15 protein-coding genes are annotated in these 18,893 nt (G+C 41.0%); all 15 read right to left on the bottom strand.

All coding sequences use genetic code 11. From position 1 onward, the window contains the following. Positions 1-32: 32 nt before the first annotated feature. Entirely contained in the window at positions 33-581 is a 549-nt protein-coding gene (locus LZD48_RS14730) for a Fe-S-containing hydro-lyase (protein WP_235763487.1), read from the bottom strand. A gap of 20 nt (positions 582-601) precedes the next feature. After that, a complete protein-coding gene (locus LZD48_RS14725) occupies positions 602-1,444 on the bottom strand; it encodes a fumarate hydratase (protein ID WP_235763486.1) in 843 nt (280 codons plus the stop codon). Positions 1,445-1,461: 17 nt separating this feature from the next. Continuing rightward, positions 1,462-1,947, bottom strand: coding sequence for a PaaI family thioesterase (locus LZD48_RS14720; protein WP_235763485.1), 486 nt, complete (start codon positions 1,945-1,947; stop codon positions 1,462-1,464). Between the two features lie 20 nt (positions 1,948-1,967). Further along, entirely contained in the window at positions 1,968-3,332 is a 1,365-nt protein-coding gene (locus tag LZD48_RS14715) for an MmgE/PrpD family protein (protein WP_235763484.1), read from the bottom strand. A 152-nt stretch (positions 3,333-3,484) separates the two neighbouring features. Beyond that, positions 3,485-4,927 carry an SLC13 family permease gene (locus tag LZD48_RS14710; RefSeq protein WP_235763483.1) on the bottom strand — a complete coding sequence of 481 codons (1,443 nt, stop codon included), beginning with the start codon at positions 4,925-4,927 and terminating at the stop codon, positions 3,485-3,487. Positions 4,928-5,051: 124 nt separating this feature from the next. Next, entirely contained in the window at positions 5,052-5,777 is a 726-nt protein-coding gene (pflA, locus tag LZD48_RS14705; protein WP_235763482.1) for a pyruvate formate-lyase-activating protein, read from the bottom strand. Positions 5,778-5,970: 193 nt separating this feature from the next. Beyond that, positions 5,971-8,214, bottom strand: coding sequence for a formate C-acetyltransferase (gene pflB, locus LZD48_RS14700; protein WP_438822768.1), 2,244 nt, complete (start codon positions 8,212-8,214; stop codon positions 5,971-5,973). Positions 8,215-8,459: 245 nt separating this feature from the next. Continuing rightward, positions 8,460-10,457 (bottom strand): TRAP transporter permease, encoded by a 1,998-nt coding sequence (locus LZD48_RS14695; RefSeq protein ID WP_235763480.1) that lies wholly within the window; start codon positions 10,455-10,457, stop codon positions 8,460-8,462. A gap of 60 nt (positions 10,458-10,517) precedes the next feature. Next, complete coding sequence (locus tag LZD48_RS14690) at positions 10,518-11,564, bottom strand: TAXI family TRAP transporter solute-binding subunit (RefSeq protein WP_235763479.1); 1,047 nt, start codon at positions 11,562-11,564, stop codon at positions 10,518-10,520. Between the two features lie 19 nt (positions 11,565-11,583). Further along, positions 11,584-12,561: a DctP family TRAP transporter solute-binding subunit gene (locus tag LZD48_RS14685; RefSeq protein WP_438822770.1), complete on the bottom strand. Its 978-nt coding sequence runs from the start codon at positions 12,559-12,561 to the stop codon at positions 11,584-11,586. Between the two features lie 236 nt (positions 12,562-12,797). Continuing rightward, on the bottom strand, positions 12,798-13,460 hold the full coding sequence (locus LZD48_RS14680) for a response regulator (RefSeq protein WP_235763477.1): 663 nt from the start codon (positions 13,458-13,460) through the stop codon (positions 12,798-12,800). 14 nt (positions 13,461-13,474) lie between these two features. Then, entirely contained in the window at positions 13,475-15,043 is a 1,569-nt protein-coding gene (locus LZD48_RS14675) for an ATP-binding protein (protein ID WP_235763476.1), read from the bottom strand. Between the two features lie 151 nt (positions 15,044-15,194). Next, complete coding sequence (locus LZD48_RS14670; protein WP_235763475.1) at positions 15,195-16,604, bottom strand: hypothetical protein; 1,410 nt, start codon at positions 16,602-16,604, stop codon at positions 15,195-15,197. Positions 16,605-16,731: 127 nt separating this feature from the next. Beyond that, on the bottom strand, positions 16,732-18,087 hold the full coding sequence (locus LZD48_RS14665) for a tripartite tricarboxylate transporter permease (protein WP_235763474.1): 1,356 nt from the start codon (positions 18,085-18,087) through the stop codon (positions 16,732-16,734). After that, positions 18,087-18,509: a hypothetical protein gene (locus LZD48_RS14660; protein ID WP_235763473.1), complete on the bottom strand. Its 423-nt coding sequence runs from the start codon at positions 18,507-18,509 to the stop codon at positions 18,087-18,089. The genes LZD48_RS14665 and LZD48_RS14660 overlap by 1 nt, the downstream gene beginning before the upstream one ends. Positions 18,510-18,893 lie beyond the last annotated feature (384 nt).

Here is an 18,893-nt window from a genome sequence, read left to right as displayed (position 1 = left end):
TAGCAGCCAATGAAGTAACATCAGCTACTAACCTATTCCCTGAATTGTTTCACACCTGCTTCATACTGATCCCCGCCATAAATATCATGAATGACAATCGCAGGGAAATGTTCAATCGTCATTTTCCGAATTGCTTCCGTCGCGAGATCCGCATAAGCAATCACTTCAACTTCTTTTATCGCCTTTGAAATAAGTGCAGCTGAGCCACCAACCGCGGCGAAATAAACAGCCTCCTGTTCAATAATTGCCTGCTTTACTTCTTCATTACGATATCCCTTCCCGATCATTCCCTTTAAGCCCATCTCAAGAAGCTTCGGCGTATATTTATCCATACGACCACTTGTCGTCGGGCCCGCTGAACCAATGACTTGTCCAGGTTTTGCTGGGGTTGGGCCGACATAATAAATGACCTGCCCCTGGATATCAATCGGTAAATCGCCACCTTGTTCGATTGTTTCAAACATCCGCTTATGGGCTGCATCCCTTGCCGTATAAACTGTTCCGGATAAATGGACGCGGTCGCCTGCCCGCAAATCTTTAATTGTCTCTCTTTCCAGTGGCAATGTGATATTTTTTGCCAAAAACAATCCCCCCGCTTTCTCTATAATACTACCTGTTTATGTCTGCTCGCATGACAATTAAGATTGACCGCTACTGGAAGGGAGGCGATATGACAAGCTTCCACTTCAATCTTCACATCAAGGGCCGTGGTCGAACCACCCATCCCTTGGGGTCCGATTCCAAGACGATTAATTTCAGCCATTAAGTCCTCTTCCAAGTCTGCCACTTCTGCTTCCCTGTGCCTTTCTCCAATCGGACGGAACAATGATTTCTTTGCTAAATAAGCGCAGCGTTCAAAGTTCCCGCCAATTCCGATACCGACGACGAGTGGTGGACAGGCGTTTGGCCCAGCGACTTTCACGACATCGAGAATATATTGCTTGATTCCTTCTAATCCGTCAGACGGTTTCAGCATTTTCAAATCACTCATATTCTCAGCACCACCGCCTTTAGCTGTCATATGTAGTGTGAGTGAGTCTCCTGCAACATATTCAATATGGACAATTGCCGGAGTATTATCTCCTGTATTCTTCCTGCCGAGCGGATCTTTCACGATCGAATGACGTAAATGACCCGCCTCATATCCTTCTCGAACTCCTTCATTTATCGCATCTGTTAAAGTACCGCCTGCAATAAGGCATTCCTGGCCCATTTCCACAATAAACACGGCCGTTCCTGTATCTTGACACATCGGCATATATTCCTTTACAGCAACTTCGGCATTTTCCATAAGCTGCTCAATCACAACTCGCCCGGTTTCCGATTTCTCTGTTTGAAGTGCTTGCTGGAAGGCATTCATTACATCCTCGCCAAGCTCCACATTTGCTTCTTGGCACAGTATGCTCACCTGTTCCACGATATCGTTATATTGAATAATCCGCAAAATCCCACTTCCCTCTTTTAAATCGTTGGTCGCTTCAAATAAAATGTTCCAAATGCTTTCGCAACGAGCTCCTCCTTATCATTAAATATCTCACACTCGGTAACAGCTGTCGTACTCCCGAGATGAAGAATCGACGGTACCGCACGTAAATAAGCACCTGTTCCGGCTTTAATAAAATTCATTTTCAATTCCAATGTAAAAACGTTAATCTCTTCAGGTAACTGTTTGATCAGATAAAAGCCGATTGCGATATCCGCAAGGCTGAAAACTGCCCCTCCTTGAGCTACTCCGTACGTGTTCTCTGTCTGTTTGCCGAGCTTCATTGTAAATAAATCAGCTTCTTGATTAATTTCTAAAAACTTTCCTAAGTAATGATTAAAAGGCTTTTCTTCCTTTGTAAATAAAGCGTCAAGAAACTTCTCGGCATGATCTAATTCTGTTTCCGATAACTGCTCTAACTTTGTCGTGATTCTGTCTAGCTTCATCCCCTTCTCTAAATTCACCAACACGTCCATCCCCGATTCTATTTTATCTTCGTTCCAGCAAATGCTTCCAATAATTCTGGAAGCTGATTTAGTTTTTCCAGTTGTAAAACCTGTTCGGCAAAATCTGCTGGATTCACCTCGGTCACGTTCTTTGCTAGTTTCATAAATTTCTCCTGCAAATCCTCAGTTGTTACCGGGTTTTCCGGATCTCCTTTTGGGAAATCTGTCTTTTTCGTCCAAACTTCTCCTGTTGTCAATTTTATTTCAATTATGGCGCCCCATTGTTCAGGATATGCCTGATCAATTTCCGGTTCTGTAAGGAGCTCCACTTTTTCCATTAAAGAACGGATTTCTTCATCCCAAAGAGTTTCTTCCGTAAATTGATCGAGCCCACCTTGCCCTTTCAACAAGGCAAGCGCTGTACAAAACTGCAAGCTGAATTTCCCTGCATAAATCGTATCCGGTTGATGATTATCCGTAATATTTATCGCTACTTGATATGTTTTCACGGTTATCTTTTCAATCGTGTCTGGATGAATAAATCCATTTTCCTTCACCAACTCAATCGCAAGATCCATCGCGTGGTGGGTGTGACGACAAGATGCATGGATTTTGAAGGAGTTTTCCATTATTTTAAATGTCTTACCAAGTCCGTCTGTAAGTTTAGGAATCTTATAATCTTTACTCATCGCCTCGAAGAATCCTCGTCTTCCCTCCAGAATTTCACTTGCGCCAGTAAAGCCTTTTTCAGCAAGCAAGGCACTGATGACACCGTTCATCGCTGCCTTCCCGGGATGAAGTTGTTTCGACATCGCACCGTCTTCAATAAACTCCCATAATCCAGCCGCTTGGGTACCAGCACTGCCTAAAGCGTGTACGATTGCATCTTCGTCCAAATCCAATAATTTCGTTGCAGCGGCGGTAGCACCAAATGTTCCGCAAGTCGCTGTATTATGCCAGTAATAATAGTGAGACGGACTAACGACTTCTCCAATTCGAAATGCTACTTCATAACCGACGACGACTGCTGTAATCAACTGTTTTCCTGATAACCTTTTCCATTCTCCGATTGCAAGTGCCGCTGGAATAACAACTGTCGCTGCGTGAAGAATCGACCCCTTATGCACGTCATCGAGCTCGGAAACATGGCTCGCAGCACCATTCACGAAAGCAGCATTCGTGACCGATGATTTCCCGCCGGTTACTAATGTTGCTTGGTTCTCTCCGCCTAGTTCCCTCACCATTTTATCAATCATTTGCACTGGCTTCGTATCAACGCCTGAGAAAGCGGATCCAAAATAATCAAGAATACATCGTTTTGTAAACTGGATAACTTCTTCAGGCAGGTCTTCATACGTTGTAGAAATAATATAGGTTGCTAGTCTTCCACTTAATTTCTCCAAGCTTGCTTCCCCCTTCTACTTCAGGAAATCATCCGTTTTTCATTATCATTTGTAAATATTTAGATAATTCATTAAGTAAAAGTATATTGTATCCAATATCCAATGTCAACTAAAAAAAGAAGTTATTTAAGGTTAAATTTCATATCTTATTATTATGGCCAGAATCCAAGCCAACGCCACCACGTAAACGCGACAAGCAGTGTAATAATCGTCGTTACAACGGTTGCAATGATTCCCGGCAAATAAAAATCACGCTGTTTTATTAATCCTGTGCCATGAATCACAACGTTCGGCATGGTTTCCACAACTAATATATAACCGAACAACATCGTAACGGATGAGGCAAAAGATATGACAACTGGATCAATGCCTACTTGCACCGATAAACCGATGAGAACAGGAGTGAGTGTAACTACAGCTGTTGAAACATTCGTTACCCCGAGATGGTAAATTTGCGATAAAATAACGACTAAACAAATGGCTATCCATGGATTGCTGAAAGCTTGCTGTACAATATCAGCAGTAAATAATCCTGCCAGTAAATCGATTGCCCCTGTTTCAATCAATACAAACCCTAAAGATAACGTCGCACCAATGAGCAGCACCAAATCAAAGTTCACGTCGACTATTTTGTTCCATTTGACAACGCCAATTCTTGGGAATGCCAGGAGTACAACCGCAAAGAGTGCAGGGATGGTTGGATGATATCCATGAATTGGCTGGGTCATCCATAGAATTACGGTAAGCGTCAGGATGAGCAGACATTTAATTTCCTTATTGGAAAACCTCCCCAAATCTTTCTGCTTCTCTTTCATTTCCTTTTGCAAATCACAAAATGAATATTCCTCTGGTGGATAGCAGAACCAGACAATGATTGGAATGGTAATAATCAAGAGCAGCCAAATCGGTAAAGCATAGATGAACCAATTAAGATAAGACAAAGACGTGCCAAGATAGGATTGTAAAATTTCAATCGTAAGGATATTTCCGATTGCAGCCGTTAAAATCGCTGTACCACTTATATTTCCCGCAAAAGCAGTCCCGATCAGCATCAGCTTACTGAAGTTACTTCCCCTACCTGCACCTACTACTTGCAATATGGAAATAACCACCGGCGTTATGAGCTGTGCTCTTACCGCAGTAGCCGGAATAAAGAAAGCCTGCAGCTGCATGAGTAAAAACATCCCGGTAAAAATCCCTTTTGCTGACTTCCCCCATTTTGCAAGAATCGCATAGGTGACCCGTTCCATTAACGGTGTCGCATTGACCGCTTTTGCAATCATCATTCCCGAAATGATTAAAAAGACCGCGGAAGATGCAAATCCGCTTAAAGCTGTATCAATTGTAGTCCCATTTAAAAAGAGCAACAATACAAGTGTAAGAACAGAGGTCATGCCAAGAGGGATTGGTTCCATCGCCCAAAGTACGAGTCCATAAGCCATGACAGAAATTGCAACACGAGCGTTCCAATCTACATGAGCAGGGATAAAATAAAGCAGTGCAAGAAACAGCAATGTCGCAGTTATAAACGCAATCGCTCGCTTCGTAAATAATATTTTTTTACCTACTTGAACCCAAGGTGTTTTTCGTTTCATTATTCATCCTACTTTTCCGAATATTTCCGCACACCCCCATTTTAAATGGTTTTGAACCGTACGTCAAAATGAAAAAAGCAAAAAATAGGTCAATCAAAGCCTAAGCTTTAAATGACCTATTTCACTAACAACCTAGTATCATTTCCGCATTTCTTACGCGATCTTCCGTCGGAGGCTCAATCCCCTCTAACGGATAATCCGTTCCAAGTGCTTCATACTTATAAACTCCAAGCTTATGATAAGGCAACACTTCAATTTTTTCCACATTCGGCAATGTATCGATGAAGCTTCTTAGTGCATGTAAATCTTCATCAAAGTCGCTTCGTTCCGGTACAAGCACATGCCTCACCCAGACAGGAACTTCTTTTTCCTTCAAATGATTCGCAAAGGCTAAAATATGTTCATTCGATAAACCGGTCAATGTTTTATGTTTTTCCGCATTGATTTGTTTCAAATCGAGTAAAACAAGATCCGTTAACTCAAGTAATTCATCCAATGTTTCTAAATAATGTGGAGAAGAACTGAATAAGCCGCCAGACGTATCAATCGTTGTATGAATTCCATATTTCTTTAGTTCCTTAAATAAATGAATCAAAAATTTGCATTGTAACAAGGGTTCGCCGCCGCTTACCGTGACTCCCCCTCCTGAAGCTTGGAAAAAAGGGAGATAGTCGAGAATATCGTCCACTAATTCCTGGACCGTCATCATTTTTCCGTCACTCATTTTCCATGTATCCGGATTGTGACAGAACTGACAACGGAGCGGACAGCCTTGTGTAAATATGATATAACGCAGTCCTGGCCCATCTACCGTTCCAAACGTTTCGACTGAATGAATTCTTCCTTGCATATTACTACCTCCCTTTAATTTCGCTTCTCTACTTTTTACCTTTATCTCGGTGTAACCGTCCGTAAAACTCCCACCTCAAAACTTCAGGTCATCCAAGAAAGTTTAGGTGAGATAACGAACGGTTTCACCCCGATTCGTTCAACTAACAATCCGTGAAGGATAAAGAAAAACCCCCACAGATTGAAGTTTCACTTTATCTGCTCTCATGAAATGTTCGGTTAATTACTTCAATTTGCTGTTCTCTTGTCAGCTTAATAAAGTTAACCGCATAACCGGATACACGGATGGTGAGCTGCGGATATTGCTCTGGATGATCCATCGCATCGAGCAATGTTTCTCTGTCAAATACGTTCACATTCAAGTGGTGGCCTCCCTTATTCGCATACCCATCCAGCATTGCGACAAGGTTCATGACCCGTGCATCTTCATCTTTACCTAATGATTTCGGTACGATAGAAAATGTATTACTAATGCCATCAAGTGAATCTTCATAAGGTAACTTCGCAACGGAAAGCAGTGATGCTAGTGCACCATTCTTATCTCTGCCATGCATTGGGTTCGCACCCGGCGCAAAGGCTTCTCCTGCTTTTCTGCCATCTGGTGTATTACCAGTTTTCTTCCCGTATACGACATTAGATGTAATCGTCAGTACGGATTGGGTTGGCACCGCATCCCGGTATGTTTTGTAGTGCTTGATTTTTTCCATAAATGTTTTCACAAGATAAACCGCAATATCATCAACACGGTCGTCGTTATTTCCGTATTTCGGGAAATCTCCTTCAATTTCATAATCGACAACAAGTCCTGCTTCATTACGGATTGTTTTCACCTTTGCATGCTTAATTGCACTTAAAGAGTCGGCTGCAACGGATAAACCTGCAATCCCGCAAGCCATCGTCCGTAAAACTTCTTTATCATGTAATGCCATTTCAATCCGTTCATAGCTGTATTTATCATGCATGAAATGAATGATATTTAGTGTATTTACATAAATCTTCGCAAGCCATTCCATCATATCATCATATTTTTCCATGACTTCATCATAATCCAAATACTCCGCTTCGATTGGAGCATACGCCGGAGCAACTTGCACTTCGGATACTTCATCCTTCCCGCCGTTAACCGCATAAAGGAGTGCTTTCGCTAAGTTAGCCCGGGCACCGAAGAATTGCATTTGTTTCCCGATTGCCATTGCAGATACACAGCAGGCAATTCCATAATCATCGCCATAAATTGGACGCATAATATCGTCGTTCTCATATTGGATTGCACTTGATTTGATTGACATCTTCGCACAATATTTTTTGAAGTTTTCCGGTAATTGCTCAGACCAAAGGACAGTTAAGTTCGGCTCTGGTGCTGGTCCAAGATTATCTAACGTATGCAAGAAACGGAAAGAACTTTTTGTAACGAGTGGTCTTCCATCATTGGCAATCCCGCCGATGGATTCCGTCACCCATGTCGGATCCCCACTGAACAATTCATTATAATCCGGGGTTCTTGAGAATTTAACAATTCGCAGTTTCATAACGAAATGGTCGACTAACTCTTGTGCTTCTTCCTCTGTCAGAATTCCATTTTCCAAATCACGATTGATATAAATATCCAGGAATGTAGAAACCCTACCTAAACTCATAGCAGCACCGTTTTGTTCTTTAATTGCTGCAAGATAACCGAAATATAACCATTGGAAAGCTTCTTCGGCATTAGTTGCCGGCTCCGAAATGTCAAAACCATAGCTTTCAGCAAGCTGTTTTAATTCATGTAATGCACGGATTTGCTCATTAATCTCTTCCCGGTCTCTGATAACTTCTTCACTCATCATGCCGTTTGCACCAACTGTACGAAGCTGCTCCTGCTTATCCTCGATTAAACGATCGACCCCGTACAATGCAACCCGGCGGTAGTCGCCGATAATTCGTCCGCGTCCGTATGCATCTGGAAGTCCTGTAATAATACCAGCTCTTCTTGCTGCACGGATTTCAGGAGTGTAGGCATCAAATACTCCTTGATTATGGGTTTTGCGATACGCTGTGAAGATATGCTGTACTTCCTTATCCACCTCGAATCCATAAGCATTGGCTGCGTCAACCGCCATTCTGATTCCTCCAAAAGGCTGAAGAGACCGCTTGAACGGAGCATCGGTTTGGACACCGACTATCTTTTCTTTTGATTGATCCAAATATCCAGGACCATGTGACGTTATCGTGGAGACAACTTTCGTATCCATATCGTATACTCCACCATTTTTTCGTTCTTTACTTGTTAATTCCATCACATGATTCCATAACTCAACTGTTGACTTTGTTGGTCCTGTTAAGAAACTATCATCTTCTGCGTAGGGGGTAAAGTTGTTCACAATAAAGTCGCGCACATCGATTTCAGTTTCCCACTTTCCACCGGTAAATTGAAGCTTTTCCTTAGTTTCAGTTGCCATTTTCATCAACCTCCTGAATTGGTGTTTATCATTACTTATTTTTAGTAAAGCTAAAATGATCAACGTTTCAATTGTTCATTATTTCACATTCAATCACATGCTCATTATATCACATGAAAGTATGATTTGGGACTGTATTTGCGTGAAAATGTGACGAAATGGAGAAATTTAGAAGTATAGCTACCTTTCAAAAACGAGTCAATCTGATTAAATACCTGATTGACTCGTTTTTGAATTTATTGAAACTATCCGGCGGCTTGTTGACGATTGTTTGCATTCGTATTCTTATTGATATACTTTTGAATCAAAATTATTCCTATAATCAATGCTAATCCAATTAAGTCTGTAAACAGCCCCGAAATCATAAATAAAAGAGATGCAGCTAATAGGATGACGCGACTATACCAACTTGCAGTCTTTCTAAAGAACCACCCTTGAACTGCCGATGCTAAAATGTACACGCCGATAACAGCAGTAAATATAGCTAAAACAGTAGAAGCTGCTGATCCTCCTTCTAAGATTAATTCTGGACTGAAGAAGAACATAAATGGAACGATAAACGCAGCTAAACCAAGCTGAAAGGCCTTGACTCCCGTTTTCATCGGATCTGTCCCAGCTATTCCCGCAGCTGCAAATGCCGCTAAAGCAACTGGAGGGGTAATAGCAGATATAACGGCAAAATAGAATACAAATAAATGTGCCATTAAGGGATCTAATCCCATATTGATTAATCCTGGAGCGACTGCAGAAGCTGCAACTGCATAAGCTGCTGTAGTTGGCATCCCCATCCCTAATATGATTGCAATCGCCATAGCAAACACTAATGCCAGTAACATATTATTATCCGCTATGGATAATAATAATGAACTAAACCGCTGACCGACACCTGTAAGAGCAATTACGCCAACAATGATCCCAGCACAGGCAACAATCGCAATCAGCTGCAAGGCGTTTTTCATCCCAAGCTCTAAAGCGAGCAGAATATCTTTTAATCCCATACGCGTTTTCTTATTAAACAAACTTATTACAAAACTTGCAATAATTCCTATCGTCCCTGCCATAATAACCGATCTCCCCATCACGAGCAATACGATTAAAAGGAGAACTGGGATAAATAAATATGCTTGTTTTAATATTTGTTTCCGATCTGGCAGCAGTTTGCGCGGTATTCCTTTCAAATTTGATTTCAGTGCTTGAAAATCAACCATAAAATAAACAGAGATGAAATATAAAATAGCCGGTATCGTTGCAGCGATAATAATTTCAGAGTACTTAATCCCTGTTATTTCAGCCATCAAGAACGCTCCAGCCCCCATAATCGGAGGTAATATTTGTCCACCTGAAGAGGCAGTCGCTTCCGTTGCAGCAGCAAATCTCGATGGATAACCTGTCTTCTTCATCAATGGAATCGTTAGAGAACCTGTCGCTACAACGTTTCCTGCCGAAGTTCCGTTAATCATTCCCATTAATGCAGAGGAAATAACAGCAACTTTCGCTGGTCCACCGCGCATATTCCCTGCAAGTGAAAATGCCACGTTCATAAAATATTGCCCGACACCAGACATCTGTAGAAAGGCGCCAAATATAATAAACAGAATGATATACTTAGATGATACGTCTGTTGTAACTCCGAACACACCATCCAAGCCATATACATATGTGACGAATCGTTCAAGCGAATATCCATTATGATTTAAAATCCCTGGTAAATAGGGTCCCATGAAAACATAGGCAATAAATACAAACGCGAGAATTGGTAATGTCCACCCGCTAGTCCTTCGTGTAAATTCAATGACGAGCAATAATCCGATTAATGCGACGTAGAAATCTAAGGTTGTTGGTGTAACTCCAAAGCGGAATACAAGCTGGTCAAGATTCGCATAAATATAATAACCGATGTAAATCGAAGCGATGATTAAGATCCAGTCAATAATCGGGATTTTATTCGATTTCGTCCGCCAGCCCGGATAAAGCATGATTCCCAGGATTGTCCCAAATACTAAGTGAGTGCTGCGAAAAACCCATGGATCGATTGGGTTAAGATTTAAAATATAGAGATGGAAAAGTGCTCCGGCGATTGCGATTACCATGAAGACATAACGGGTCCAGCCAGTTAAATTCCGCATATTAGAAGACGTTTCAAGTGCTTCTTCATCAACGGTCGTATCAATTTTGCCATCTTCTATGATATTCGGATCATTTTCAAGCTTTGCTGTGATTCCGTTGTTTTCTTTTTTCTCCATTTTCCTCCTCCTCTAATTTAAAATAGCGAGACCCCCAGTTGATACTAGGAGTCTTGCATTTTATTCCTCATCCCACTCCGGAGGATAAACCGCATCAGGCAAATCAATTCCGACTTCTTCGTAGTAGCGGATTGCACCTGGGTGCATCGGATAAGTTTCATTGATTAAGATTGCTTCAGGATCTCTTGCTTCTTCAGCGGAGGCATGTGTTGTAATCATATCTTCAATATTTTCATGATACGCTTTTACAAAGTCATAAACGAACTCTTCATTCGCATCCATATGGACAACACCAAAGTTATATTGGGCAATTGTTTCAAGGTCCGAATCAAGGGAATTATAGGTGTCTTCCGGAATGATAAAGTCAACAAAATATGGCAATGCTTCCTTTACCGTCTCACGTTCTTCCCCATCAATTCCATAAATATTAATGTCTGTCTGTGCTTCAATTTCTGTTACAGAGGCAATTGGAATACCAGCAGAAAATCCTATATGATCCAGCTGCCCATCCATCATTTGCGAAGCCATATCACTAGCTCCAGCCTGTACTTGGTCGCCTGTTTCAATACCGAGTGCTTCATAGATTAACGGATTATATGTGCCGGGTGTCCCTCCAGATGGACCAACACCGACCCGCTCTCCTTCATGTTCCGTCACGCTTGTTACCCCAGAATTTGCCGTTGACCACCAATGGAAGGGTGTGTGATACATCGGGAATATAACTCGGGTTTCTTCGTACGTTTTATCCGCCCAGTCTCCCTCTCCAGTCACCCCTTCATAAAGTGGGCCCTCTGTTACCATACCAACTTGAATATCTTCGGAATCCAATAGTTGAATATTGTGTACTGGCCCCCCAGTCACTTCAACATTAGACGTAATATCCAGATGTTCCTCTAAAAGATTCGCTAGACCGCCACCCCAAATATAATATGTCCCTCCTTGGGAAGCTGTCCCAATTGTTACCGTAGAAGGATAATCATCACCGCCAGCTGATTCGGTATCTACCTCCTCGCTGGAAGCTTCATTGTCCTCATCTCCACAAGCTGCAAGCATGAATAAAAACATCCCGAATATTAAAACAAACAGCCACTTATTCTTTTTCCACATCCTAATTTCCTCCCTCTTTTTATTGATATTTTGGAAGATATTCTATATATGAAGCTCCATACCTCTCTTCAAATCTTTCATATAAAGGTATAAAAGCATCTTCCCATTGTTTCTTTTCTGTTTCTGTCAATTCATGAATTTCCAAACAACGGCAGGCTTGTAATTCTTCATAATTTTCCTCATTGATTTCTGAAGCAAATTTCATATTCCATTCGGTAACTTCACGAAGCGTGTCCAGCATAATTATTTGAATATCATCCGGCAGGTTTTTCCAAAATTCATTATTAATCAGCACAAGATACCCTAAGTAACCATGATTACTGATCGTCATATAATCTTGTACGGAATGGATATTTTTGTTGACTATATTGGAAAATGTATTTTCTTGTGCATTGAGCTGCTCCTTGTCCAATACAGGAAATACTTGGTCAAATGTTTCCACTTGGGAATCTGCATCAAGTAATTCAAATTGCTCAGACAATAAGTCACTCGCCATAATTCGGAAATTCAAACCCGAAAAGTCTGCTGGCATATGCAATGGGCTATGATTATTCGTCATCTGTTTAAATCCGTTATCCCAGAATGCCAAAGGAAACATCCCTTCCTGCTCCAGTTTCTTAAATAAAACTTCGCCAGCCGGCCCCTTCACATATTCCTGGACTTCTTCAAACGATTCAAAAGCAAAAGGCAAGTCGAATACTTGCCATTCCGGAACAAGCGAAGTTACTTTCGATGTTGAGGGGGCAATCATCTGGACATCTCCATTCAGAAGTGCAGAAATTTCTTCCCCGTCCTTATAGAGGAAACTATTTGGAAAAACCTGTATCTCGACATAACCATTTGTCCGCTCCTTGACAAGTTCAGCAAACTTTCTAGCAGCAAGTCCTTTTGGCGTATCTTCACCAACGACATGAGAGAAACGAATTACAATCCGTTCTTCCTCACTCAACTGTTCATGATCTTCCGGATAGGCATTTTTTTCACAGGCGGAAAGCATAAATAGTAGAACGAGTAAGAGGAGGAATTGGGAAGTATGAGTCAACTGGGTTAATATATTTCCACCTCCACCTTTTTACAATATTTCGATTAGTAAGTTGTTTTAAATTATAAAGCGCTTACAAATTCTGAGCAATAATAAAAACATATTGTTCTTTTTGGTCTTTTTGGTCGGAACTAGTTGGATTCAGTATCGTTTTGCACATAAAAAAAGCCCCTTTAAGGGCTTCAAACGCTTTAAGCAAAGTAATAATTACTTGGTCGACCTACTTTCCCGTATTCTACTTGCATATTAATTTGCTTGGACTTTTCGAGATAATCCAAGTAACGGCGAACAGTCACACGTGCCATCCCGAGATTTACTGCTAATTGCTCTGCTGTTACCGGTTCAATTTGTTCTGAAACGGCTAACATGACTTGTTTTAATGTAACCTCACTTAATCCTTTTGGTAATATATCTTTTTCGATTTCTTTTTGTGTCGACCACATATCAATATCCGCTTGTGTTACTTCCTGATAATGCGAAAACTTCTTCCATATTTTCGCATAATTTGTTAAGGCTTGCTGAAAGCGTTCAAAATGAAAAGGCTTCACTAAATAATCAATAGCCCCGTAACGAAAGATTTTTTGGACGGTATTCGTATCCTTAGCAGCAGTGATCATGATGACATCGACTGGTAACTGTTTTTCTCGCAACTTATATAATACTTCGATTCCAGTTATATCTGGCAAATAAACATCAAGCAACACGAGATCCGGTCTCAGATTCTCAATTAGCTCTATTGCATCCTTCCCCTTCACAGCACTGCCAATTAATGAAAATGAAGCTATTTCTTCTAAGAAACCTTTATTAACCTCCATTACCATCGGGTCATCTTCAACGATTACTACATTAATCATTAAACCCCTCCAATCTATACCTTGATCACCACTTCAGCTGTCGTGCCCTCATATTTTTCTGAAGTAATGGTGATGGTACCTTTCTTAAGGTCTACAATATCTTTAACTAAAGTGAGTCCGATGCCCCTTTCCTCCTTTGCCTTTGAACTATACCCCTGATCGAATATAAAACCCAACTCATCTTCCGTCATCCCGATTCCTGTATCTGTTACAGAGAAATAAAAATACGATTCATTCCCTTGAATGAGACAAGTTACTTTTTTCTTATCTCTAGCGTCACACGCCTCAAATGCATTATCAATCAAATTACCAACAATCGTAATAATATCACCGGTACTAAGCCCCTGTACAGTAGCTTCCAGAAAACTTTGTAATTCGATATCGAATGTAACTCCAAGTTCTTTCGCTCGGGAACGCTTTCCTAATATTAGACCAGAAACGGCATAGTCTTTAATATGATTTCGAATAAAAGAAACAAGATTTTCTTCATCGGATGTTTCTTGCACAATCAGTTTTAACGCCTTATCAATCTTACCTAATTGAATTAAACCGCCGATACTATGAAGTTTGTTCATATGCTCGTGATTTTGGGCTCGCAGTGCTCCAACAAGCTCCTTTACTCCAGTCAATTCTTCACCTAATTGATGGGCGACCGAACGATTTTGCAAGGTCAGTAATGAACCGACATGGTCATCCTTTACAAAGATTGGATAAACCGAGAGAAGATACATCGTACCTCCTAAATTGATCGGTTTGTTTGTGAGATGCATTTCTTCTACGCGTTGAAAAGACAACCAATTTTTATTAAAGACTTGTTCCAAGGTTGCGGTATCATCCGTTGCATCTGTATACTCCTCAGCCAAGTGATTCATAAAGCTTATCTTCCCTCTGTCATCGGTTGCAATAATACCGATATCGAGGGTTTGCATAATGGTTGAGCGTTCTTCAAATAGCCGGGCAATTTCATAGGGTTCCAATCGATAAGTTTGTTTTTTAACGTTATTTGCTAAAAACCAAGCACCGACTAAACCAATCAACAGTCCACCAAGGAGGGAGAAAAAAAGATTACGATGATATTGTTTTAATAATGTTTTTAAATTCGGTGCTAGAATTCCAACAACCGCAACACCTACTTGCGTTATTCCTTCTTCATCCATAATCGGAACGAACGCACGAATGGCAAAGCCTAAATCTCCTTCTGCTTTTGAAATGTATTCAAGCTCCGAAAACGCCGCTCTCTCATCTCCGCCTTCAAATACTTGGCCAATGAAAGATTCAGAGGGGTGGGAGTAGCGCTTTTTATTCATATCTAAAATGACAATATAATCGACATTTGTAGATAACCGGATCCGTTCTGCAATCGGTTGGATTGTTTCTTCTCCACCTTCCTTCCCGACTGTTGAACGAATTTCATCGAGCTGACCAACTGTTCGGGCAATTGCAATTGCCCTTTCTCCAATCTCCTCTTCAAAAGAAGCGGAAATACTATAAAGCATCGTGATTCCGCTTACAAAAACAGAGCAACAGACGAGTAAAGAAGACAACAGGAGGATCTTTGTCCGTAATCTTATCCTTTTTTTCATATGGAGGCACCACTTTTATGGAAGATTTCTAGAAAGGTTCCGTAGTATTATGTATTTTCATAAATAATCAGATTTTTCATCATTATATTGGAGAGGATTTGTTTTGTCAATGGAGTAAAATTATGGCAAGCCGCGTCTCACCCGCGGCCTTTTACCATACCACCATTAGTTGCACATAAATCTGCACGACAACATAAAGCACAAGTGCATATTTCCAATTAAAAACGATTCCATTTTTGAAACCACTCAAACCATTCGCACCACTTAGCGTAATCACAGGCATAATTAACGGAGAGAGCAAAATGGAAATCGCACTTCCAGACGTGACGGCGAGCACAATAATTTCTGGCGGATAAGGTAATTGGAGGCTCCCTAAAATTCCGCCGACAAGAACCATCACCGTAAGCGGCCCAAGACCAAAGAATCCAAGAATGATAATAATAAATGGCAGGAAATAAAGGATGTTTAAAAACGGCAGTGCTGTCTGCAAACCATAGATTCCATCTACGACAATACTAGCGAATGAAGTCTGATTGAGCGCATAAATCATCATCCCGGCACCGAGCATCATGCAAAGCTGGTATGACTCTCTTGCTACATCTTTACGTATATGAGTTTTTAAATTTTGCAGGAGTTTATGGGGTCTTCTTTTATATAAGAAATAAGAAATGATCCACGCGATAACAACGAGCGGAATCAAGACGAGCAGTTCAATGTCCCAAAAGCCCTGTAAAATGAAAATCGTGCCAAATAGAGACACAAAAAGTATTATAAACTCTTTAAAGTCACGCTGGACTAAACGGTCTTGCGGATTTGCCCCCAATACTTCTTCAAATTCACTACGGACTCCTGCGGTTAAATTAACACCAAATTTCTTTTCTTCAAAATGAGAGAATACGAGCGCAATACCAACTCCGACTACCGCCATTCCAAATCCTTGTAAAATCGATAGATAAAGAGAAGCATCCATAATTTCCACGACAAAAACAAAACTCGGGATGCTGACAACCCATAAGGTTGATAAAGCAAACCCTCGTAATAATGCGGTCCCTTTGAAATTTTCCCAAGCTTCTCCGCGTTTATCCGCTAGAATTTCATCAATAAAGTGATAAACCATCTGGATGGAGCCAAACAAAAGAAAATATGCGATCACTTGTGTAAACGAAATGGCCCCAAGGTAAAATCTCCTGCTCGTATTAAGCAGTTTATTTCCATAGGAAACGATTGCTTCCATATAGGGTTCTTCGCGTAGGACCCAGCTGATCAGGGGGACAAGGATTAATAAGCCAATCATATTACGCATTTGGCGGAGTCCATGGAGAATTCCTTCGAGTAGAGATATGTCAGAGTAAATTAAAATGAAGATGCCAAACAGCAAAAGACCGAGCGGCATTTTTAGATTTTTAACGGAAAGTAGGATTGCACCACAAATTACGATGCCAGCCCCACTGATGGATAATAATTGAAGTAAAAACGCATGCGGATGAAAATACGTATAAAAATGCAACACACCATATAAAACAATCGATAAGCTTAAACCCCACTGCGCAAGTCCCTTCATCTCTCCAAAACTCCCTGCTTTAAGATGACTCCATTGTACACTTGCCAATCATTTCCTTCAATGGGGGGGACATTGGGGTCAGAGGGTTTTTCCCAGTGATGTGGGACAAACCTTCTGCCCCCCAATATTACAACCCTAGTAATGTAGAAATAATCCAACTGGATCCGTAGAATACCATGAACTGGACACCGACTCCTACTCCAAGGAAACGATTTAGCATCCCGCCGACCATTGCCATGGCAAAGGTGACAACTATCCCAACTAATCCACCTTCATAAAATGCAAGCAAACATACGATTCCAATAAACATCGCAATAATTGCTTCCTGGTTAATTCGCTTCAGCACGAATACAGTTGCTTTTCGCGCATAATTCATCGAAAACGGATATGCGATCAAAGATGCAACAACCAACCCGATTAAACCGTAAATAAAGAAATCCATCGGCGTAAGCATCGTATGCAGATTATGTACCGGTTCTGTCGTGTATACTGGTGGTGCATTAAATAACGCTTGAGCTGGTCCGATTGCAACCGGGCTCAGCGGAATACCGAACGCAATAAGCGGGATAAGCGTTTCAGCAACATAAGTCGATTCCGTTACCGCGTTCATTGTAGCAAGACTCGTCGTAGATTTTTTATACTGTCCTTTTATTCTTGACCCGACAATCTCTCCCATTAGCGACGTCATCCCTACTGGACTAAGTGCAAACGTTAGAGATGATATAAATGATGCTCCTCCAACTGCGGCCGTTTGCTTTTTCGTCAATACTTTAAATGGGTTGGGGAAATATCCTGACCAAGATTTCTTTTCTGGCGCAAGCTTATATTCATTTTTTTCTTTCCGTTTAATTAGTGGTCTTGCGCTGCTTGAAGTTGCGAGTAAAATATCCGTTAACATCGGTCCAATCGCGAGTCCTAGAAAGAAACTGATGGACAAGCCATTCCCCAATATCGTCGTGCTGACTAAATTCAAGCCTTGGATAATTAATGCTAGAGGAACAATGAGCAAAATACTGACCCAACGTCCTTTTGAAACATAACCGATCAATACGGCGGCTAACGTAAATATAATCCCGGCATTATCTTGGAAAAATGTTCCGAACTGACTTAAGAAAACGGCGAACAATAATGCGATTGGAAGGGCAATGAATGCCCCAATAATCCCGCCTGAAATCATTTTTCTAAGGGCAATATGCGGTAAACCTATCCGGCGCATAAAGTTCGCATGCTCAAGCATTGGAGCCGCCGTCGTATCCCCCGGGACCCCCATTAAGGCTGTCGGAATCGCATGGGTCAAGTGCTTCGCGAGCACCGCCGACATAAAGAAGGCAAAAACCGCTTCAGGCGGTGCACCAAGTAACACGACAATCAACGTTGCCGGCACCATAACAGCCGTTTCGTCAGAACCTGAAATAAGACCTATTAAAGTAAAAATTACTCCCGCAACAATTGCCAGGAGGATCGCAAGTAGTAAAACATTCATTAACGCTCTTCCCTCTCTTCATCCATAAACATGTCATAAATTCCTTGATTTTTCATTTCAGCTGCTGTCACGGGATCATTCATAATCGCTTCCCGTTCCTCCTCGATATCAATCTGCAGTTTTGCATATACAGCACTTAGCTCAGCACTTGTATTCGGCGTTTCATTCAGGGTGCGCTTTGGTTTAAATAATAAAGTGTTGAGTAATAGCGCGATTAAACTTCCCGCAATTCCTAAAAGCAAGGAATAGGACTTCACCATTTGTTCTGGTGCAATATGCGGAAATAGTTGTTTTCCGATAAAAAAGCCAATCAGGCTCAAGACAATGCTAAGACTAATCGTTGCGATCAGATGTTTTCCATAAACGGTATCTCCAATTACCTCAACATAAGATTCTTTATTTTTTTGTTGTTTATCTGTCATGTTTGTTTCTCCTTTCTTATGTATGGTTTAGCTATTTCTAGTATGTCCATTCGCTTGTTTTGTGATAATATAAACAAGTTGGAATGAACCAGTTACATCATCCTTTCAACAAGATTGAATATTAAGAAACTTTGTTGAATAGATTATTTTTAGATATTTTACGCACTATCCGATTATACCGAGTCTTGTTGAATGATGTAAAGTAATTATAATTAATCTATTATATTGCTGAATAAAAAAAGCGGGACTGGAGCTCTGCCCGAGGCCACTGAAAAAGTCTCCTTAGAACAGCTAACAAAAATGATTTGTTAGCTGTTCTATTTTATAATCAAAGTAATAACGATGAAAGTAGCGGGTGATTACATGTTACAAAAGCAAGAGAGT

Source organism: Oceanobacillus alkalisoli (assembly GCF_021556485.1).
GTDB lineage: Bacteria > Bacillota > Bacilli > Bacillales > Amphibacillaceae > Oceanobacillus > Oceanobacillus alkalisoli.
Note: the sequence above shows the minus strand (reverse complement) of the source record. Positions and strands in the feature narration are given on the sequence as shown.

Bases quoted from the DNA above. Each gene is read 5' to 3' on its own strand.
- LZD48_RS14710 (WP_235763483.1), bottom strand. From the start codon at position 4,927: ATGAAACGAAAAACACCTTGGGTTCAAGTAGGTAAAAAAATATTATTT.
- pflA (WP_235763482.1), bottom strand. From the start codon at position 5,777: ATGCAAGGAAGAATTCATTCAGTCGAAACGTTTGGAACGGTAGATGGG.
- pflB (WP_438822768.1), bottom strand. From the start codon at position 8,214: ATGGCAACTGAAACTAAGGAAAAGCTTCAATTTACCGGTGGAAAGTGG.
- LZD48_RS14695 (WP_235763480.1), bottom strand. From the start codon at position 10,457: ATGGAGAAAAAAGAAAACAACGGAATCACAGCAAAGCTTGAAAATGAT.
- LZD48_RS14690 (WP_235763479.1), bottom strand. From the start codon at position 11,564: ATGTGGAAAAAGAATAAGTGGCTGTTTGTTTTAATATTCGGGATGTTT.
- LZD48_RS14685 (WP_438822770.1), bottom strand. From the start codon at position 12,561: ATGCTTTCCGCCTGTGAAAAAAATGCCTATCCGGAAGATCATGAACAG.
- LZD48_RS14680 (WP_235763477.1), bottom strand. From the start codon at position 13,460: ATGATTAATGTAGTAATCGTTGAAGATGACCCGATGGTAATGGAGGTT.
- LZD48_RS14675 (WP_235763476.1), bottom strand. From the start codon at position 15,043: ATGAAAAAAAGGATAAGATTACGGACAAAGATCCTCCTGTTGTCTTCT.
- LZD48_RS14670 (WP_235763475.1), bottom strand. From the start codon at position 16,604: ATGAAGGGACTTGCGCAGTGGGGTTTAAGCTTATCGATTGTTTTATAT.
- LZD48_RS14665 (WP_235763474.1), bottom strand. From the start codon at position 18,087: ATGAATGTTTTACTACTTGCGATCCTCCTGGCAATTGTTGCGGGAGTA.
- LZD48_RS14660 (WP_235763473.1), bottom strand. From the start codon at position 18,509: ATGACAGATAAACAACAAAAAAATAAAGAATCTTATGTTGAGGTAATT.